The following is a 19,651-nucleotide window of genomic DNA, read 5'->3' on the forward strand; positions in this document are numbered from 1 at the left end:
GTCGCGCGCGACGGAACGCCGGCCGCGAGGCGATCGACATGGCCCTGCGCGGCGACCGTCCGCCGATCGGCATCGCCTGGATCGTCACCTGGCCGCTCAGCGCCGTGCTGGCGGCCGCGGTGTTCCTGAGCGCGTCCGAGCTCCAGCACTCGTTCCGCAGCACGGAAGCGGCGGCGCCGCGCGAGACCAGCGGCGAATGGAACGCGCGCCTGCCGGCGCGCATTGCCGCGGTCGACGCCGCCCTGCGCAAGAGCCCGCTCCGCCTGGCGGCGCCGATCGAGGACGAGCGCGGCGCTGGGCCGCTGCGCTTCAAGCATCGCACCTACGAGATCCAACTGACGCGCGCCGAACAGGCGCGCGCCGAGGCGGCGATCGACGCGGTGCGCGCCGCCGATCCCGGTCTGGTGCTGCGCACGGTGCAGAACGCCGACGACACCGAGGTGCGGATCGGCATCGACGGCCTCGAGATCTCGGCGGTCCGCTTTCTGTGGCGGGAGAACCCGCGGGCGCGACCCCGGGTGGCGGTCCTGATCGGGCCATTCGGCGACGACCTCCGCCTGGCGCGGCAGGTCATCGAGATGATCGACGCGCCGATCGTGCTCGGCATCGACCCGCGGCGGCCGTTCGCGGCCCAGGTCGCCGAGCTGGGCGGCATGTTCGAGCGCGAATCGGTACTCGAGTTCCGCGCTCCGCCGCCGCCGCTGCCGACGCCGACCGCGGGCGAGGACCCCTTCGTGACCCCGCCGCCGCGGCCGCGACCGCCGCCACCGCCCGACCTCGCGGCCGGGCTGAACGCGGTGCCGAAGGCGGTGGCCGCGGCCTGGATCGGCGATGGTCCCTCGGTGCCCCGAGCCGACCGCGGCCTGCTCACGGCGGCGGAACAGCGCGAGTTGCCCTTCCTCGGTGACCGCGGCGACAAGCGGCCGTCGGCGTTGCCGGTGCCGATCGCGCTGGTCGAGGATCCGAAGCGGCCGGAGGCGCTCACCGAACAGCTCCAGAAGGTGGCCGACGCCGCCCGCAAGTACGGACGCGCGGTGGCGATCGCGGCGCCCACCGACGCGACGATCGACGCCCTGCAGGCGACCCTGCCGCAATGGCGACAGAGCGATCTCGAGGTGGTGCCGATGTCGGCGCTCGTGGTCGCCGTGGCGGCGACGCCGGTCGCCGAGCCGACGGCGGAGGCGGCGGCGGCCGGTGGCGGCCGCAGGCAGGCGGCCGCGCCGGCCACGGGGCCGATCGAGGATTCGGAGGCGCACTGAGCGGAGGACGGCGCGCGTCGATCGCCACGCCGCTGCCGGCAAGCGGCGGCGCGGCCCGCGCCGGGGCCGGTGGCACGGCGAGCGGTGCTCTGGTAGGAAGCCCGCGATGCGGGACTCGGTCGCCACCGGGACGCGCGTCCCGGTACTGCGCGTCTCCGAGCTCAACCGGCTGCTGCGCACCTGCCTGGAGGCCGACGTTCCCGAGGTATGGGTGGCGGGCGAGATCTCCAACCTGAAGGTGCACACCTCGGGGCACTGCTACTTCCGGCTGAAGGATGCCGACGGGCAGATCGCGGCGGTGATGTTCCGCTCCGCCGCGCGCCTGCTGCGGTTCAAGCCGCAGGACGGGCTCGCCGTGCTCGCCCACGGACGGGTCAGCATCTACGAGGTGCGCGGGGATCTGCAGCTCTACGTCGACGCCATCGAGCCGCGCGGCGTCGGCGGCGCCCAACTCGCCCTCGAGCAGCTGAAGCGGCGCCTGGCCGAGGAGGGGCTCTTCGCCAGCGAGCGCAAGCGCCCGCTGCCGTACTGGCCGCGGCGCGTCGGGGTGGTGACGGCGCTCAGCGGCGCCGCCGTCCACGACATCGTCACCACCCTGCGCGGCCGCCTGCCGGGCGTGCGCGTCGTGCTGCGGCCGGTGCGCGTGCAGGGCGACCTCGCCGGCGCCGACATCGTGGCGGCCCTGGACGACCTGGGGCGCGAGGCGGAGGTGGACGTCATCATCGTCGGACGCGGCGGCGGGTCGATCGAGGATCTCTGGGCGTTCAACGAGGAGCGGGTCGCGCGCGCCATCGCCGCCGCGCCGGTGCCGGTCGTCTCGGCGGTCGGCCACGAGATCGACGTCACCCTGGCCGACCTCGCCGCCGACTGCCGCGCCGCCACGCCGACGGCGGCGGCTGCGATGGTCGTGCCCGAGGCGCGTCAGCTCGCCGCGCTGCTGTCGCGGCGCGCCGATGCCATGGCGGCGGCGCTGTTGTCGTCGCTGCGCCGCGGCCGCGAGCGGGTGACGGCGCTGGCGCGCCACGTGCGCGATCCGCGGCAGACGCTGGTTCGCCAGCGCCTGCGCATCGACGAGCTCGCCGACCGCGGCGCCCGGGGCATCGCCGGCACCCTGCGCGCCGCCCGGGCACGGCTGGCGGCCGCCGCCGAGCGGCTGCAGGCGCTCAGCCCGCTCGCCGTGCTCGAACGCGGCTACGCCATCGCCCATCGCGGCGACGACGGGCAGGTGGTGCGCAGCGCGGCGGAGATCGCGCCCGGCGACGAGCTGGACGTGCGCTTCCGCCGCGGCGCCGCCCGGGTGCGCGTCGAGCGGGTCGAACAGGAAGGCGGAATCGGGACCGCGACCGGCAGAGGAGGATGACATGACGACCGACGACGACGAACCGCTGCGCTTCGAGGATGGGATGGCGCAACTGGAGACGCTGGTGGCGCGGCTCGAGGCCGGCGACCTGGCGCTCGAGGAGGCGCTGCAGGCATTCGAATCCGGCGTCGGGCTGGTCCGGGTGCTCAACGACCAGCTCACGCAGGCCGAGCAGCGGGTCGAGATCCTGACCCGCGGCGCCGACGGCCAATCGCGCCGGCGCCTGGCGGACGACGACGAGCTGTGAGCGCGCTCGAGTCCTATCTCGCGCCGCGCCGCCAGCGCATCGAAGCGGCGTTGGAAGCGCTGTTCCCGGTGCATCCGCCGCACCCGCATCGGCTCATCGAGGCGGTCCGCTACAGCCTGCTCGGCGGCGGCAAGCGGCTGCGCCCGATTCTCGCGCTGGCGTCGTGCGAGGCGGTGGGCGGCGATGTCGATGCGGCGCTGCCGTTCGCCTGCGCGCTGGAGATGATCCACAGCTACTCGTTGGTCCACGATGACCTACCGAGCATGGACGACGACGCCCTGCGGCGCGGCCGGCCGACGGTCCACATCGCCTTCGGCGAGGGGCTGGCGGTGCTCGCGGGCGACGCGCTCCTCACCGAGGCGTTCGCCGAGCTGCTGCGCGCCGCCGAGCGGGCGACCGCGCCGCTGCGAGCCCTGCGGGCGGCGCGCGAGATCGCCGAGGCGGCTGGCCTGCGCGGCATGGTCGGCGGTCAGGCGGCGGACCTGGCAGCGGAGGGGGCTGACGCGGACCTGGCGCTGGTCGAGTTCATCCACATCCGCAAGACCGGGGCGCTGCTGCTGGCCGCCGTGCGGGCCGGGGCGCTGGTTGGCGGCGCCGACGAGTCGCAACTGCGGGCGCTGACCCGCTACGGCGAGTGTCTCGGGCTCGCCTTCCAGGTCGCCGACGACATCCTCGACGTCGAGGCGCCGACGATGCGGACCGGCAAGAAGGTCGGTCGTGACGGCGAGCGCCGGAAGGCGACCTTTCCCGCCGTGCTCGGTCTGCCGGCCGCCAAGGCGCGCGCGCGCGAGCTGCGGGGCCAAGCGCTGGCCGCGATCGACGGCTTCTCGAGCGCGGCCGATCCGCTGCGGGCCCTTGTGCGCTTCGTCGTCGATCGGGCGGCAGGCGAGTGAGTCGCGAGCGCCTCGACAAGCTGCTGGTCGATCGCGGCCACGCCGGCAGCCGCGAGCGCGCCCGGGCGTTGATCATGGCCGGCGCGGTGCGGGTCGCCGATCGGATCGTCGACAAGGCCGGGACGCTGGTCGCGGACGACGCGGAGGTGAGCGTCGCCGGCAGCGACCTGCCGTACGTCAGCCGCGGCGGGGTGAAGCTCGCCGGCGCGCTCGACGCCCTGGGGATCGATGTCGGCGGCCGCCTGGTGCTCGACGTCGGCGCCTCCACCGGTGGCTTCACCGATTGCGTCCTGCAGCGCGGCGCCCGCGGCGTCATCGCCGTCGACGTCGGCTACGGCCAACTCGCCTGGTCGCTGCGCCAGGACCCGCGCGTCACCCTCCTCGAGCGCTGCAACGTCCGCCACCTCGAGGCGCGGCGGCTGCCGGCATCCCCGGACTTCGCCGTCGTCGACGCCTCCTTCATCTCCCTGACCCTGATCCTGCCGCGCATCGCGGAGTTGCTCGCCCCCGGCAGCGTCATCGTCGCGCTCGTCAAACCCCAGTTCGAGGTCGGCAAGGGACAGGTGGGGAAGGGCGGGGTCGTGCGCGATCCGGCCCTGCACGCGGCGGCGGTGGCGCGGATACGCGCCGCGGCGCAATCGCTCGGCCTCACGGTGCTGGGGGAGTGCGTCTCCCCGATCATGGGCCCCAAGGGCAACCGGGAATTCTTTCTCGCCCTGCGCACCCCCTAGCCAGGGCGAGGAGCTCCGGAGCTCCGCTCCCTGGAGGGCGCCACCAAGCGCGCCGGGGTTTGCCTGCGGCCGCTTTTCCGCTACGTTCGGTCGCTGGAAAGGAACCGCCGCATGGCTCGCATCACGGTTGAAGATTGTCTGGAGAAGGTGCCGAATCGCTTCGAGTTGGTGCTCGTCGGTGCCCGCCGCGCCAAGCAGCTCCTGAAGGGGGCCCGGCCGCTGGTCGAGAGCGACAACAAGGAAGTGGTGACGGCGCTGCGGGAGATCGCCGCTGGCGAAGTCGAGTTCGAATACCCCGAACGGGAGTGAGCGCGCTCCCGGCCGGGTGGGGCGGCGATGACGGAGAAGGATCTCTACGCCGTCCTCGGCGTGTCGCGCACCGCGTCGGCTGACGAGATCAGGAAGGCGTACCGGAAGCTGGCGCGCGCCCACCACCCGGACGTCAACCCGGGTAACACGCAGGCGGAGGAGCGCTTCAAGGCGCTCTCGGAGGCCTACGACGTGTTGGGCGATGCGGAGCGGCGGAAGCTCTACGACGAGTTCGGCATGGCCGGCGTGCAATCCGGCTTCGACCCGCAGCAGGCGCGCGCGCATCGCGAGCAGGCAGCGGAGTGGCAACGCCGGGCTTCTGCCGGCGGGCGGTCCGGCGGATTCGCCGGCGAGAGCGACTTCGGCGGCTACGGCTCCTTCGAGGATATCTTCGGCGACATCTTCGGTGGCAGCGGCGGCGGCGCGGCCCCGGAGATGCGGGGCGGCGACGCCGAATCGGAGCTGACGATCGGGCTGCTGGACGCGGTGCGCGGTCTGTCGACCGAGCTCACGATCCAACGCCGGGAGCCGTGCCCGGCGTGTGACGGCAGCGGCGCTGATCCGGCGAGCGCCACGACCTGCCCCGACTGCCAGGGGCGCGGCACCATCCGCGTGGGCAAGGGGCCGATGTCGCTCACCCGCGCCTGCCCGCGCTGCGGCGGGGCCGGCAAGGTGTCGAGCCGTGCCTGCCCGACCTGCAATGGCAGCGGGCACCGCATCGCCAGCGAGCGACTGGCCGTCAAGATCCCGCCCGGCGTCGACACCGGCTCGCGGGTGCGCATCGCCGGCAAGGGCTCGCCGGGGAGCGGCGGCGCGCCGGCCGGCGACCTCTACATCCGCGTCACCGTACGGCCGCATCCGCTGCTCGAGCGGCGCGGCGACGATCTCTACATGGACCTGCCGGTGACGGTCAGTGAGGCGATGCTCGGCGCGTCGATCGAGGTGCCGACGCCGGACGGCCCGGTGCGGGTCAAGGTGCCGGCGCTGAGTCAGAGCGGCCGGCAACTGCGGGTGAAGGGGAAGGGCGTGCCGCAGCTCCGCGGGGGAGCGCGCGGCGATCTCTACCTCCGCCTGCGTATCCACGTGCCCGACCGCGAGTCGCCGGAGGCGACCGCGGCGGCGCGCACCCTGGACGCCGCGTACGCGACGAGCCCGCGCGACGGCTGGAGGCTGTGAGCGATGAGCGTCCGCTACCTCCGGCTGTCGGACGTGTGTGAGCGCTTCGCGATCGACGACGAGCTGCTGCGCGTCGTCGAGGCGGAGAAGCTGGTCGAGATCGAGCACCCGACGGATGCCGATGCGGTCGTGACGCCCGAGCAGGCCGAGCGCCTGCGCCTGATCGCGGTGCTGATGCGCGAGCTCGAGGTGAACGTCGCCGGCGTCGAGGTGATTCTGCACATGCACGCCGACCTCTGCGCGATGCAGCGCGATTTCCATGAGGTCCTGCAGGCGGTGGTGGTGGAAATGCGCCGCCGTCTCGCCGGCTGACGATGGCGCCGCGTCGCCCGCCCACCAAGCGTCCCGCCCGCCGGCAGCGTCGTCCGCCGGCGGCGGCTCCCGCCGCCGACGCGAGCGACGCGGTCGCGAAGGTGGACGAGACCGAGGAGGGCGAGGGCGACGACGCGGCGGCGATCTCGGCGGACGAGATCGCGGTCGCGGCCGACGTCGAGGGCGACGAGGCCGGCGGCGGCGGCGAGGACGAGATCGTCGAGCCGGAGGTCGAGGCGCCCGAACCCGAGGCGCGGGGGCGGGCGCTGGCGCCCTTCGACCCCCTGCAGCGCTATCTGACCGAGATCCGCCGCTACCCGCTGCTCAGCCGCGAGGAGGAGAAGGAGCTCGGCATTCGCTACCGCGAACACCAGGACCTCGACGCGGCGTACAAGCTGGTGACCGGCAACCTCCGCCTGGTGGTGATGATCGCGCGCGAGTACCAGCGCGCCACCCGCAACCTGCTCGACCTGATCCAGGAGGGCAACATCGGCCTCATGGAAGCGGTCAGGAAGTTCGATCCCTACCGCGGCATCCGCTTCCCGTCGTACGCCGTCTGGTGGGTGCGCGCCTATATCATCCGCTACCTGATCAACAACTGGCGGGTGGTGAAGCTCGGGACGACGCAGGCGCAGCGCAAGCTGTTCTTCAACCTGCACAAGGAGAAGGAGCGGCTGGAGCGCGAGGGCATCGCGCCGGCGCCGAAGCTGATCGCGCAACGCCTCGACGTGAAGGAGTCCGAGGTCGTCGAAATGCAGCAGCGACTGTCGTCGCGCGACCTGTCGGTGGACCAGCCGAGCAACGACGAGAGCGGCGGCACGCTGCTCGACATCCTGCCGGGCACCATCCAGGGCCCGGATCAACAGGTGGCCGACGCCGAGTTCCGGCACGAGATCAGCGAGAAGATCCGCGCCTTCGGCGCGACGTTGAAGGACAAGGAGGCCGTCATCTTCTCCGAACGTCTGCTGGCCGAACAGCCGCTCACCCTGCAGGAGATCGGCGACAAGTACGGCATCAGCCGCGAGCGCGTCCGCCAGCTCGAGGAGCGCCTGAAGCGCAAGCTGCGCGCCTACCTGGAGAACGAGATCAGGGACCTGCGCGACGGTCAGATCGACCTCGACTGACCGGGCGCGCCAGCGGCCGGACAGGCCGCGCCGCCGGGCTCGCGGCGCTGCCTTGCCCCTGCGCGGAAGGCGATTGTATATTGCCGCGCTGACTGACTCGGGGAGCGACTGCATGGCAATGGTACACGGGGGCCGTTTGGTGGCGCGGGCACTGCGCGCCGAGCAGGTGCCTTTCATCTTCACCCTCTGCGGCGGCCACGTGATGCCGATCTACGACGGCTGTCTCGACGAGGGAATCCGCACCATCGACGTTCGGCACGAGCAGACGGCGGCGCACGCGGCCGACGGCTGGGCGCGCGTCACCGGGCGGCCCGGCGTGGCCGTGGTGACCGCGGGGCCGGGCCTCACCGACGCGGTCACCGGCGTGGCCAGCGCCCATCGCGCCAACGTGCCGATGATCATCATCGGCGGCCAGGGGCCGCGTCCGTTCGCCGACATGGGCTCGCTGCAGGACATGAACCACGTCGAGCTCATGCGCCCGATCACCAAGTGGGCGGTGTCGGTTCCCGAGGGACGGCGCATCCCCGAGTATCTCAGCATGGCCTTCCGCACCGCGACCACGGGGTTGCCCGGGCCGGTGTTCCTCGAGATGCCGATCGACCAGCTCTTCGATTCCTACGAGATGGAGAAGGTCTGGTTCCCGACCGAGTATCGCACCGAGGCCGGAGTGGCCGGCGACCCGCGCTACATCGAGAAGGCGCTGGCGGCGATCAAGGGGGCCGAGAAGCCGGTGGCCCTGGTCGGCACCCAGCTCCGCTGGTCGGTGCGGCGCGAGGCCTATCCGGAGTTCGCGCGCACCTTCGGCATGCCGATCTACGTCAACGGGCTCGGCCGCGGCTCGCTGCGCCCGGAGGATCCGCACTTCTTCTCACGCACCCGCAAGCAGGCGCTGAAGCAGGCCGACGTGGTGCTGATCTTCGGCACGCCGCTCGACTTCCGCATCGGCTACGGGCGGGACTCGCACATCAATCCGAACGCGACCCTGATCCAGGTCGACCTCGACCCGCGCGAGCTCGGCCGCAACCGCCCCTGCCACGTCGGCATCGTCGGCGACACCGGCCTGGTGATGGAGCAGTTGGTGCAGGCCGCGCGGACCGAAGGCTACTCCGCGGCCATGGTGAAACCCTGGCTCGACGAGATGCGGCAGCGCGAGGAGGCGGAGCTCGAGAAGGTGAAGCCGCAGCTCAGCAACGCCGACGTTCCCATCAACCCGCTGCGCGCGTGCAAGGAGATCGCCGATTCGGTGGGCGAGAACGCGATCTTCGTCGGCGACGGCGGCGACTTCGTGGCCACGGCGGCGTCGGTCGTGCGCGTCTACCAGTCCGGGCACTGGCTCGATCCGGGTCCGCTCGGCACCCTGGGCGTCGGCCCCGGCTACGCGATCGCGGCGAAGCTCGCCAAGCCCGAGTCGCCGGTGATCATCGTCTACGGCGACGGTTCCTTCGGCCTGCACGCGATGGAGTTCGAAGCCTGCGTGCGGCAGAAGATCAACATCGTCGGGGTGATCGGCAACGACGCCGGGTGGACGCAGATCCGGCGCGGCCAGGTGCAACTCTACGGCGAGGAACGGTCGGTGGCGACGGCCCTGTCGTTCACCCACTACGAGAAGGTGGTCGAGGCGCTCGGCGGCCACGGCGAGTACGTCGAGCGGCCCGAGGACATCCGGCCGGCGATGGCGCGCGCCCTCGCCGCCGGCAAGCCGGCGCTGGTGAACATCAAGATCGGCAGCAGCGATTTCCGAAAGGATGCGATTTCGATCTGAGGTCGCGCATGGCACGCGATACCACGGCTGCGCTGGTCGTCGTCGGGAATGAGATCCTCTCCGGCAAAGTCGCCGACAGCAACTCGACGTTTCTCGCCCGGGAGCTGCGCGAGCTCGGGGTATCGCTGCGCCGCATCGTCGTCGTGCCCGACGAGGTGGACGTGATCGCGCAGACGGTGCGCGAGCTGGCGCCCACCGTGGACGTGCTGTTCACCTCCGGCGGCGTCGGGCCGACGCACGACGACGTCACCATTGCCGGCGTGGCGCGCGCCCTCGACCGCGCCGTCGTCCGCCATCCGGCGATCGAGGGCATGCTGCAGCAGTACGTGCGCGGACCGCTCAACGACGCCCACCGGAAGATGGCGGAGGTCGTCGAGGGAACCGAGCTGGAGTGCGAGCAGCTCCGCTTTCCCACCTTCCGGGTGGAGAACATCTACGTGCTGCCGGGGATCCCGGAGATCTTCCGCGAGAAGGTGCTGGCCCTGCGCGAGCGCTTCGCGGGAGCGCCGTTCCACCTCCGCACCCTGTACCTGCGCGAGATGGAGAGCGCGATCGCGGCCCACCTGAATCGCGTTCTCGATGAGTTCCCCGACTTGCTGCTCGGTTCGTATCCGACGCTCGATACGCCGGACTACCGGGTGCGCGTGACCCTGGAATCGAAGGACGCAGCCTATGTCGAGCGCGCGCTGGCGGCGCTGCTCGCCTTGTTGCCACCCGATGCGGTGGTGCGGACGGAGTGACGGGAGGAGCACGATGGGACGGCGAATGATGGCGACGCGCGTAGCGGTGCTGGTGCTGGTGCTGGCGGGCCCGGCGCTGGCGTCCTCCGACGGCTTCGGCAATCCGAACCGGCCGGGCACGGCCGGCAAGCTCGGGTGGGGCCTGGCCTCGGTGGGCACCAACCTTTTCTACATGCCCGCGAAGATGCTCTACGCGCTGGGCGGCGGCCTGGTTGGGCTGCTCGGCTGGGGATTCACCGGCGGCGACGACAACGTGCTGTACGGTATTCTCGATCCGGCCTTCGGCGGCACCTGGGCGGTGACGCCCGAGAACTTCTGGGACAGCGACAACCACCCGATCATGTTCAGCGGGCCGTCGTTCGACCCGAAGAATTGATCACAGACGCTGCCCGGCGCACGCGGGCGCGACAGGAGAAGCGCCATGAAGGCGGCCAAGATCATCGGAGCGCTGGTCGTGTTGGTGGTGGTGGGCGGCGTCGCCCTCTACTGGATCCAACTGCAGCGGCAGGCAGCGCAGTGGAAGAACGCCAAGGAGATCGTCGAGGAGAGCTTCAACAAGGACGGCGGCGTGGCGACGATCCGCTACGTCGGCATCATCGACGGGCCGGTCGACAAGGTGCAGGACGCCGTGTGGGCGGTCGAGAAGAGCTCGCAGATGGTGGCCAACATCAAGAAGTCCGAGCTCCTCACCGCCGAGGGCAACCAGAAGACGGTGCTGATGCAACTGCAGGCGCTGAACCTGCCATTGCAGCAGTACACGATGCAGTTCACCCTCGATCAGCCGGCGCACCGGGTGACCTTCAAGACGCTGCAGGCGCAGGCGGCCGATCTCGAAGGCGCCTACGTGCTCGAGCCGTCGCCGGACGGCGCGCGCACCAAGCTCACCTACGAGGCCAAGTCGACCGACAAGATCGCCGTGCCGTTCCCGGCGGCGGTGATCGAGAGCGCCAACCGCGAGACCTTCGTCAACACCATCCGCGGCATCAACAAGATGGTCGGGGGCGCGCCGCCGCCGCCGACCGCGGGCTGACGTGCCGTCTGGCCGCCGCGGGGCAGGACAGGCGGTCTTCGTCGCCGGCGCCGCGACGTTGGACCGGCTGCCGCCGCCGCGGCAGCCGGAAGTCGCCTTCGCCGGGCGCTCGAACGTAGGCAAGTCGTCGCTGCTCAACCGGCTCGTCGGCCGGCGTGCCCTGGCCCGCGTCAGCAAGACGCCGGGTCGCACGCAGCAGATCAACTTCTTCGCCGTCGACGAGCGGCTGATGCTCGTCGACCTGCCGGGCTACGGGTTCGCCCGGGTGCCGCTGGCGGTCAAGGCGGAGTGGCGGCAGCTCGTCGAGGGCTACCTGCGCGGTGCGCGGCCGCTGCGCGGCGTGCTGGTGCTGGTCGACGTGCGGCGCGGCCTGCAGGCCGACGATCAGCAGTTGCTCGACTTCCTGGCCGCGATCGGGCTGCGGTCGGCGGTGATCGCGACCAAGGTCGACAAACTGGGTCGCGGCGCCCGCGCCGCCGCGCTGGCGAAGCTCGACCGCCCGGGCGGTGGCCCGCCAATCGCGTTCTCGGCACTGAACGGCGAGGGCACTGACGCCGTGTGGGGCGTCATCGAGGAGTGGGCGTAGCCGCGGCCACCGGGGCCGCGGCCACGCGGAGGCGGGCGTCGACCCGCGCGGCACTCATTTTCCGAAGCGCGACAGCGAGTTCATGTCGAAGAACGCCGGATCGAACGGATGGTGCGTGTCGAGCGCCGCCTTCGGATCCGACTTCAGACCCGCGACCGTGGCGCGGTTGGCCTTGATGTTCTCGGCGACGTTGTACGACATGTTCGAGCCCTGGATGTAGTCGATCTGCCCGTCCGGCCTGGTCATCGGCTTCAGATTGTACGCCATCGTCTGGAGTGTGTTCAGCAGCTCGCCCTGCCAACTGAACTTGCGGTTCCAGGCGCCCTGATAGGTCTCCTTGTCGAGCATCAGTTGGATCTTGCCGTAGAGGTAGTACTTGTCCTTGGGCACGCCCTCGATGACCCAGAAGCGGCGCTTGGCGAGGGCGGCGCTGCGCGGCGCCCAGGCGATGCCCTTCCAGTCCGGATCCTGGAAGCCGACGATCTTCAGCGCCGGGTCCCAGTTGGCCCGCCAGCCGCCGCCGGGGATCCAGATCGAATTCGACTTGCCCTCGAGGTTGAGCGGGTCGACCAGGCGGAGCTGGTCCTTCTCCTCGACCAGCGTCCAGGAGAAGTCCTCCGGCTTGCCGTCGAAGAACGGGCCATCGTCCTGGCTCATGTCGGAGCCGAGGAAGCCGTCCGAGCGGTTCGCCGGGCTGACGGCGCGAACGCGCCGCAGGGCCGGCACGAAGGCCCACGCCGAGTCGCGCTTCTCGGGATCGCGATAGCGCCAGCTCAACGCCGCGGTGCCGGCGAGATCGGCTGGGGTCTTGGCGACCACGAGCTGCTGAGTGGAGAAGTTCTGCGGGTTCGGCGGCCGCTCGTGGTCGCTGACCCCGTCGTAGTACATGAAGTTGACGTCCTGGTCGGTGCGTCGCTCGACCGACCGCGGGCCGACCCAGTTGACCTGCGACTCGGCGTGCAGGTTGCCGTAGTACCAGGTCAGGTAGAAGAAGTTCCACAGGATCTTCGACGCGGCCTGCGGGTCGTCCTTGTCGATGACCGGGAACGGATAGCCCATGATGTACGGGGGCTGCTCGCCGGTCGAGTTGAGCACCACCGATCCGGTCTCGCTCAGCTTGTACTGTCCGGCGTTCTTCTCCGTCGACGCCTTGAAGTTGGGGGGCCAGTTGAACGTGCCGAGAGGCCAGTCGACGATCGCGTTGGCATAGCCGCCCTCTTGGTAGTGCTTGAGGATTTCCGGCGGCAGCAGGCCCTCGGCCAACTGCCAGTTCGATTGATCGAGCACCATGCCCGGCTTCAGGCCGTCTGCGGAATCGGCGGCGAATGCCGCTGCGCCGACCGAGACGGCGACCACCACCGCCGCCAGGCTCTTCCTGACACTGAGCATCACGATCCTCCGCGGTCTTCGACATGCGCCGTCGGATTCGGCGGACCCACCCCCAATGCGTTCCGCCGGCAGCGCGATTCGCACAGTACGGTTTCGTCGCCGCGATGGTCAAATGACGCTCGTCGACGCGGTGCGTTGTGGCCGCGCAGCGGCTGTGGCAATCTCCGCCGTCGCCGGACGATGATGCCGCTCGCCCTCACCTCTCTCCATCACAGCGTGCGGCGCGCCCGCGGCGCGACGGCCGCCCGCGCGATGCGTCGACCTGGAGCCCGCGCGTGAGCCCCGGCGGACGCCGGCCGGCACGGCGCCGGCCGACTGCGCGCGAGCGGGCGATCGGCATCTTCGATTCCGGGATCGGCGGCCTGACGGTGGTGCGCGCCCTGAGCAGGCTGTTGCCCAACGAGTCGTTGATCTATCTCGGCGACACCGGCCGCTATCCCTACGGGACGAAGTCGGCCGACGTCGTCCGCCGCTATTCGCTCGAGAACACCGCCTTCCTGATCGACAAAGAGATCAAGATGTTGGTGGTCGCCTGCAACACCTCGACGGCGGTCGCGCTCGATGCGGTGCGGGCGTTGGTCGACGTGCCGGTGGTCGGGGTGATCGAGCCCGGGGCGCGCGCCGCGGCGCGCGCCAGCCGCAACCGCAAGATCGGCGTCATCGGCACCGAGGGGACGATCCGCAGCGGCGAGTACAGCCGCGCCCTGCGCTGCCTGCGTTCCGACGTCGAGATCTACGCCCGCGCCTGCCCGCTGTTTGTGCCGCTGGCCGAGGAGGGCTGGGTGGACAACGAGGTCGCCAGCCGTGCCGCCCGGCTCTATCTCACCAGCCTGGCGCGCAGCGGGATCGACACCCTGATCCTCGGTTGCACCCATTTCCCGCTGCTGACGACGGTGATCGGGGCGGTCATGGGCCGGACGGTCCGCCTGATCGACTCCGGCGTCGCGACCGCGGCGGCGGTGCGCGAGGTTCTCGAGCGCGAGGACCTGCTGCGCCGGCGCGGCGGCGGCGAGGTCTCCTTCTTCGTCACCGACGCGCCGGAGCGCTTCGTCAAGGTCGGGGCCCGCTTCCTCGGGGCGCAGGTCGACTCCGCCGTCCAGCTCGACCGCTGAGCGGCACGCTCCCTTGATCTTTCGACCCCCGAGACGCACGATGGGACGTTCATGGTGGACGGCGGACCGCAATGAGTAAGCGCATGCTCCTGGGGGCCCTGGGCGGCCTCCTGCTCGGCGCCATCGTCGGTGGCTCGATCGGGCTGGTGCTCGGCGGGCCCGACGCGGTATCGCGGGCGCTGCTGCTCGGCGGCATCGGCATGGCGATCGGGCTGATCGCCGGCGCCGTCGCCGCCGATCCCAAGAAGGTGTTCGGCAGCAGCAACGACCGCCAGATCAAGCGGCTGCGGCCGCTGGTCGAACAGGTGAACCAGCACGAGGAGGCGCTGCGCGCCCTCGATGACGAGGGGTTGCGCGCCAAGACCGCCGGCTTCCGCGCTCGCATTCGCGACGGTTCGGCGAGGGAGCGCGGCGAGGTCGAGCGGCTGCGGGCCGCGCTGCGCGCGCCGCACGGCGACGAGGCGCCCTCGAGCGAGAGCCTGCGCGAGCAGATCAAGGCCGCCGAGGACGCGCTCTACAAGGCCGAGCAGGCGGTGCTCGACGAGATCCTGCCGGAGGCGTTCGCCTGCGTCCGCGAGGCCTCGCGGCGCACCACCGGCCTACGGCACTACGACGTCCAGATCCTGGGCGGCGTCGTGCTGCACAAGGGCATCATCGCCGAGATGAAGACCGGCGAGGGGAAGACGCTGGTCGCGACGCTGCCCATCTATCTCAATGCCCTCACCGGTCGCGGCGTCCACCTGGTGACGGTCAACGACTATCTGGCCCGCCGTGACGTGCAGTGGATGGGGCCGATCTACCATGCCCTCGGCGTCAGTTGCGCCTCGATCGTGCACGACACCAGCTTCGCCTTCGATCCGAGCTACGTGGTGAAGGACTACCGCATGCTCAACCTGCGCCCGGTGGAGCGCAAGGAGGCGTATGCGGCCGACATCACGTACGGCACCAATCACGAGTTCGGCTTCGACTACCTGCGCGACAACATGAAGTTCTCGCTCGACGACTATGTGCAGCGCGAGCTCACGTACGCGATCGTCGACGAGGTCGACAACATCCTCATCGACGAGGCGCGCACGCCGCTGATCATCTCCGGGCCGGCCGAGGAGTCGACGGACAAGTACTTCCAGATCGATCGCATCGTCCCGCGCCTGCGCCGCGGCGCCACCACGGTTGGCGACGTTCGCGCCGAGGACCGCGCCGCGATCGAAGCGCAGGGCGACTACACGGTCGACGAAAAGGCGCGCAGCGTCCATCTCACCGAGAGCGGCGTGGCCAAGGTCGAGCGGATGCTGAACATCCAGAACCTCTACGATCCGCGCCACATCGACATCCTGCACCACGTCAACCAGGCGCTCCGCGCCCACACCAATTACAAGCGCGACGTCCACTACATCGTGAAGGACGGCCAGGTGATCATCGTCGACGAGTTCACCGGCCGCCTGATGCCCGGCCGCCGCTGGTCGGACGGCCTGCACCAGGCGGTCGAGGCCAAGGAAGGGGTGCGGATCGAGCGCGAGAACCAGACCCTGGCGACGATCACCATCCAGAACTACTTCCGCATGTACCGCAAGCTCGCCGGCATGACCGGCACGGCGGACACCGAGGCGGCGGAGTTCGAGAAGACGTACAAGCTCAAGGTGGTGGTGATTCCGCCCAACAAGGGGCAGGCCCGCATCGACCATCCCGATGTCGTCTACAAGAGCGAGCGCGAGAAGTTCGACGCCGTCGTCGAGCAGATCGCCGAGTGCTACGAGCGCCACCAGCCGGTGCTCGTCGGCACCATCTCGGTCGAGAAGTCCGAGCACCTCTCGCGCATGCTCAAGCGTCGCAACGTGAAGCACAACGTGCTGAACGCGGTGAACCATGAGGCGGAGGCCAACATCATCGCCCAGGCCGGGCGCAAGGCCGCCGTCACCATCGCCACCAACATGGCGGGCCGCGGCACCGACATCCTGCTCGGCGGCAACCCGGAGTTCCTCGCCCGCGCCGAGATGGAGAACGAGTGGATGCGGCGCACCTCCAACCTGCCCGACAGCGGCCTGCGCTACGAGGACGTGCTGGCTCGGCTGCGCGAACGCTTCGACCAGGCGGTGGAGAGCGCCGGTGCCACGCACGAGCCGAAGTGGGCGCCGCTGGCCGAGACGCAGGCGAATGCCCTCGAGGAGCTGACGGCGGCGCATCGGGCGTATCTGGACGCCGAATTCTGGGAAGCCCGCGCCGCGTACGAGGCCGCCGCGGCGCAGGTGGGCGGCGCCGACACGGCGGCCTACGAGGCCTGCGCCGCGGCCGCCGAACGCTACAGCGAAGCCCTGCAGGAGGTGGACCGCGTCACCGGCCCGCACTTCGGCGAAGAGGGGGTGCAGCGCTTCCAGCGGGCGCTGGCGGAATGGTGCCGATCGCTGCGCGAGTCGACGAACGACGGCCCCTCGGCGGCGCTGGGCGGGACGCGGACGGCGTTCGATCGCGCCCGACAGGAGTACGAGCGCGCGCTGCAACGGGTGCTCGGCGAGCCGGCGTCGCAGGCCGCCGCCGAGGCTGGGGCGACCTACGAGGCGGCGCTGGCGGCGTATCAGCAGGCGGAGGCCAACTACGCCGCCGCCCGCAGCCCGTACGAGGCGGCCGTCGCGGCGGCGCGCGAGGCCTACGAGAGCGAGCGGAAGAAGTACTCCAAGGTGATCGACGACGTGCGCGAGCAGATGGAGGCCGCGCCGGAGGAATTGCGAGGCAAGTACGGCGACGTGCTGCAGCGATACCGCGAGCTGTGCGCGGTCGAGCGACAGGAGGTCGTCGACGCGGGCGGCCTGTTCATCCTCGGTACCGAACGGCACGAGAGTCGGCGCATCGACAACCAGTTGCGCGGGCGTGCCGGCCGCCAGGGCGATCCCGGCGCTTCGCGGTTCTACCTGTCGCTCGAGGACGATCTGCTGCGCATCTTCGGCGCCGAGCGCATCCAGGGCCTGATGACGCGACTCGGCATGGAGGAGGGCGAGCCGATCGAGCACCGCCTGATCACCCGGGCCATCGCCAACGCGCAGAAGAAGGTCGAGGCGCACAACTTCGACGTCCGCAAACACCTCCTCGAGTACGACGACGTCATGAACACCCAGCGCGAGGTGATCTACAACCAGCGCCGGGAGGTGCTCGGCGGGGAAACCCTCACCGAGCAGGTGATGGAGATGACGGACGGCGTCATCGCGACCCTCGTCGATCAGCACGCGCCGGCCGACAGCCGAGCCCACGAATGGGACTGGGGCGCGCTCGACGAGGCGATCCTCACCCAGTTCAACATCCGCCTGCAGGTGCCGGAAGAGGCGCGCGAGCGGATGACGCGCGAGGATCTGGAAGAGGCGCTGCGCCAGGCGACGCGTGCCGCGCACGCCCAGCGAGAGGCCGGCTTCACGCCGACGGTGATGCGCCAACTGGAGAAGTTCGTCCTCCTGCAGACGATCGACCAGTTGTGGAAGGAGCATCTCCTCAACATGGACCATCTCAAGGAGGGCATCGGCCTGCGCGGCTACGCCCAGAAGAATCCCTTGCAGGAATACCAGAAGGAGGGGTTCGAGATGTTCGAGGAGATGATCGACCGCGTCCACGCCGATGCGGTGCAGAAAGTCTTCACGGTGCAGGCGGTGCGGCAGGAGGAGTTGGCGCGGCTCGAGGAGCGGCGTCAGCCGCAGCCGGCGCAGATGCGGATGAGCGGTGGCGGCGACGCCGCCGCTCGGCCCGCGAGCGCGTCGCGCCCGGCGCCACGCGCCGCGGAGGCCCCGAAGGTGGGGCGCAACGATCCGTGCCCGTGCGGCAGCGGCAAGAAGTACAAGAAGTGCCACGGCGCGTGAGGCGTCCGGCGCCAGCGGCATTCGTGGTCGATCGGACGATGCGGGGGGCGGCGTGAAGCTCGCGGTGCAGCGGCCGGCGATCCGCGTGCCGGGGTTCCGCTTCGCCGGCGTCGCCTGTGGCATCAAGGAGAGCGGCCGGCCGGACGTGGCGCTGATCGTCTCCGATCGCCCGGCGACGGCGGCCGCGGCCTTCACCACCAACCGGGTCAAGGCGGCGCCGGTCCTGCTGGGACAGCAGCGCCTGCGCGGTGGTCGGGTGCAGGCGGTGCTGGTGAACAGCGGCAATGCCAACGCCTACACCGGCGCCGATGGCCTCGCGACGGCGCGCGAGATGACCGGGCTGCTGGCGGGGCGGCTGGGGATCGACGAGCGCCTGGTGGTGCCGTCGTCGACCGGTCGCATCGGCGTGCGGCTGCCGCGCGCCAAGTTGCGGCGCGGCGTCACCGAGGCGGTGCGGCGGTTGTCCGCGGACGGCTTCCACGAGGCGCTCGACGGCATCATGACCACCGATGCCTTTCCCAAGTTCGCGGTGCGGCACCTGCGCCTCGATGGGCGGCGCGTCACGCTGGCGATCCTCGCCAAGGGCGCCGGCATGATCGCGCCCAACATGGCGACGCTGCTGGTGTACGTCCTCACCGACGCCAACGTGTCGCGGCCGGCGTTGCGGCGGATGCTGAGCGCGGGCCTGCCGCGTTCCTTCAATGCCATCGTCGTCGACGGCGACATGAGCACGAATGACACGGTGCTGCTGCTCGCCAATGGCGCCGCCGGCAATCGACCGCTGACGGTGCAGGGGCGCGAATTCGCCCCCTTTGCCGCCGCCGTCGCCGAGGTGATGCGCGAGGTGGCGCGCATGGTGGTGATCGACGGCGAGGGGGCGACGCGGGTCGTCGATGTCGTCGTGCGCGGCGCCCGCACGGCGGCCGAGGCCGCCCGGGTCGCCGACGCCATCGCCCGCTCGCCGCTCTGCAAGACCGCCTTCTACGGGGGCGATCCGTACGCCGGCCGCATCGTCTGCGCCGCCGGATACAGCGGCGCGCGCTTCGCTCCGGAACGGCTCGACGTGTATCTCGACGCGGTGCAGATCGTGCGCCGTGGCGTCGAGGTGGTGCGCGCGGTCGAGCGCCGCGCCAGCCGTGTGGCGGCCAAGCCCGCCTTCACCCTCACGCTCGACCTGCACGCCGGCCGAGCGCGCGCCGAACGCATGGTGAGCGACCTCACCGTCGACTACGTCCGCTTCAATTCGGACTATCGGACCTAGGCGGCGCCGCGCGCCGACCTCCGCGCACCGACCCCCTCCCGTCGCTCTCGATGAACGCGGGTCCGCCCAAGCCTCGGGACGAGGCCAGCGGGTCTATGTTCGGCGACGCGGAGCCGTGGTCATTCGTGGTCCCGGCATCGGCGGCGGAGATGGAGACGATCCATGCCGTCGGATGGGGGGCAGCGCCTCTGTGGCGTGCGCGTCGTCACATGACGGCGAGCGTGGCGGGGGCCTCGCGGAGGCAATTCGCGCTGCAGCCGTCGCCGTCGGCGGCGTTGCCGTCGTCGCACTCCTCGCCGCTCTCGCGGATGCGGTTACCACAGACTGGCGGCGGGCAGGTCACTCCGCCCTGCGCGTAGGCATTGCCGGCGAGGCAGTCGGCGCGGTCGGCCGCGGCGGCGAGCAGGGCGGTGGGGGTGCGGGCGTAGATGGCGGTGAAGCGGTCTTCGGGGCAGGCCGCGGTGAGGCTGGCCGCCAGGCGGATCGCCTGGCCGTCGATCTGGCGGGTGGAGGCGGCGATCCGG

19 protein-coding genes are annotated in these 19,651 nt (G+C 71.0%); 17 read left to right on the forward strand and 2 right to left on the reverse strand.

The window, feature by feature from the left end; genetic code table 11:
• Positions 1-38 precede the first annotated feature (38 nt).
• The 14 genes from KF840_24700 to yihA all read left to right on the forward strand — a co-directional run bounded on the left by KF840_24700 (position 39) and on the right by yihA (position 11,529).
• Positions 39-1,259, forward strand: a complete 1,221-nt coding sequence (locus tag KF840_24700) for a divergent polysaccharide deacetylase family protein (GenBank protein ID MBX3028100.1) — start codon at positions 39-41, stop codon at positions 1,257-1,259.
• Between the two features lie 106 nt (positions 1,260-1,365).
• Positions 1,366-2,619, forward strand: a complete 1,254-nt coding sequence (gene xseA / locus KF840_24705) for an exodeoxyribonuclease VII large subunit (GenBank protein MBX3028101.1) — start codon at positions 1,366-1,368, stop codon at positions 2,617-2,619.
• Position 2,620: 1 nt separating this feature from the next.
• The gene (locus KF840_24710) at positions 2,621-2,866 is read left to right on the forward strand and encodes an exodeoxyribonuclease VII small subunit (protein ID MBX3028102.1); all 246 of its coding nucleotides are present in this window, start codon (positions 2,621-2,623) and stop codon (positions 2,864-2,866) included.
• Positions 2,863-3,759 carry a polyprenyl synthetase family protein gene (locus tag KF840_24715; protein ID MBX3028103.1) on the forward strand — a complete coding sequence of 299 codons (897 nt, stop codon included), beginning with the start codon at positions 2,863-2,865 and terminating at the stop codon, positions 3,757-3,759. The genes KF840_24710 and KF840_24715 overlap by 4 nt, the downstream gene beginning before the upstream one ends.
• Positions 3,756-4,490 (forward strand): TlyA family RNA methyltransferase, encoded by a 735-nt coding sequence (locus KF840_24720; GenBank protein MBX3028104.1) that lies wholly within the window; start codon positions 3,756-3,758, stop codon positions 4,488-4,490. The genes KF840_24715 and KF840_24720 overlap by 4 nt, the downstream gene beginning before the upstream one ends.
• 111 nt (positions 4,491-4,601) lie before the next feature.
• Positions 4,602-4,799: a DNA-directed RNA polymerase subunit omega gene (gene rpoZ, locus KF840_24725; GenBank protein ID MBX3028105.1), complete on the forward strand. Its 198-nt coding sequence runs from the start codon at positions 4,602-4,604 to the stop codon at positions 4,797-4,799.
• Between the two features lie 27 nt (positions 4,800-4,826).
• On the forward strand, positions 4,827-5,975 hold the full coding sequence (gene dnaJ, locus KF840_24730) for a molecular chaperone DnaJ (GenBank protein ID MBX3028106.1): 1,149 nt from the start codon (positions 4,827-4,829) through the stop codon (positions 5,973-5,975).
• A 3-nt stretch (positions 5,976-5,978) separates the two neighbouring features.
• Positions 5,979-6,287 carry a hypothetical protein gene (locus KF840_24735; GenBank protein MBX3028107.1) on the forward strand — a complete coding sequence of 103 codons (309 nt, stop codon included), beginning with the start codon at positions 5,979-5,981 and terminating at the stop codon, positions 6,285-6,287.
• A gap of 2 nt (positions 6,288-6,289) precedes the next feature.
• On the forward strand, positions 6,290-7,411 hold the full coding sequence (locus tag KF840_24740) for an RNA polymerase factor sigma-32 (GenBank protein ID MBX3028108.1): 1,122 nt from the start codon (positions 6,290-6,292) through the stop codon (positions 7,409-7,411).
• A 112-nt stretch (positions 7,412-7,523) separates the two neighbouring features.
• Entirely contained in the window at positions 7,524-9,173 is a 1,650-nt protein-coding gene (locus tag KF840_24745; protein MBX3028109.1) for an acetolactate synthase, read from the forward strand.
• An 8-nt stretch (positions 9,174-9,181) separates the two neighbouring features.
• Entirely contained in the window at positions 9,182-9,913 is a 732-nt protein-coding gene (locus KF840_24750; protein ID MBX3028110.1) for a competence/damage-inducible protein A, read from the forward strand.
• Positions 9,914-9,941: 28 nt separating this feature from the next.
• Complete coding sequence (locus KF840_24755; GenBank protein MBX3028111.1) at positions 9,942-10,289, forward strand: hypothetical protein; 348 nt, start codon at positions 9,942-9,944, stop codon at positions 10,287-10,289.
• Positions 10,290-10,334: 45 nt separating this feature from the next.
• Positions 10,335-10,943: a hypothetical protein gene (locus KF840_24760; GenBank protein MBX3028112.1), complete on the forward strand. Its 609-nt coding sequence runs from the start codon at positions 10,335-10,337 to the stop codon at positions 10,941-10,943.
• Between the two features lies 1 nt (position 10,944).
• Positions 10,945-11,529, forward strand: coding sequence for a ribosome biogenesis GTP-binding protein YihA/YsxC (gene yihA, locus KF840_24765; GenBank protein MBX3028113.1), 585 nt, complete (start codon positions 10,945-10,947; stop codon positions 11,527-11,529).
• A 54-nt stretch (positions 11,530-11,583) separates the two neighbouring features.
• On the opposite strand, the gene KF840_24770 is transcribed toward yihA, so the two are convergent.
• Positions 11,584-12,918, reverse strand: coding sequence for a DUF1329 domain-containing protein (locus tag KF840_24770; GenBank protein ID MBX3028114.1), 1,335 nt, complete (start codon positions 12,916-12,918; stop codon positions 11,584-11,586).
• Positions 12,919-13,193: 275 nt separating this feature from the next.
• Between KF840_24770 and KF840_24775 the strand changes: the two genes are divergently transcribed.
• The 3 genes from KF840_24775 to argJ all read left to right on the forward strand — a co-directional run bounded on the left by KF840_24775 (position 13,194) and on the right by argJ (position 19,127).
• Complete coding sequence (locus KF840_24775) at positions 13,194-14,030, forward strand: glutamate racemase (protein MBX3028115.1); 837 nt, start codon at positions 13,194-13,196, stop codon at positions 14,028-14,030.
• Positions 14,031-14,230: 200 nt separating this feature from the next.
• On the forward strand, positions 14,231-17,866 hold the full coding sequence (gene secA / locus KF840_24780) for a preprotein translocase subunit SecA (GenBank protein ID MBX3028116.1): 3,636 nt from the start codon (positions 14,231-14,233) through the stop codon (positions 17,864-17,866).
• Between the two features lie 79 nt (positions 17,867-17,945).
• Positions 17,946-19,127: a bifunctional glutamate N-acetyltransferase/amino-acid acetyltransferase ArgJ gene (argJ, locus tag KF840_24785; GenBank protein MBX3028117.1), complete on the forward strand. Its 1,182-nt coding sequence runs from the start codon at positions 17,946-17,948 to the stop codon at positions 19,125-19,127.
• Between the two features lie 205 nt (positions 19,128-19,332).
• Here the strand turns inward: argJ and KF840_24790 are convergent, their stop codons facing one another.
• Positions 19,333-19,605 carry a DUF4215 domain-containing protein gene (locus KF840_24790; protein MBX3028118.1) on the reverse strand — a complete coding sequence of 91 codons (273 nt, stop codon included), beginning with the start codon at positions 19,603-19,605 and terminating at the stop codon, positions 19,333-19,335.
• Positions 19,606-19,651 lie beyond the last annotated feature (46 nt).

Source organism: bacterium (assembly GCA_019637795.1).
Classification (GTDB): Bacteria; Desulfobacterota; Binatia; order HRBIN30; family CADEER01; genus JAHBUY01.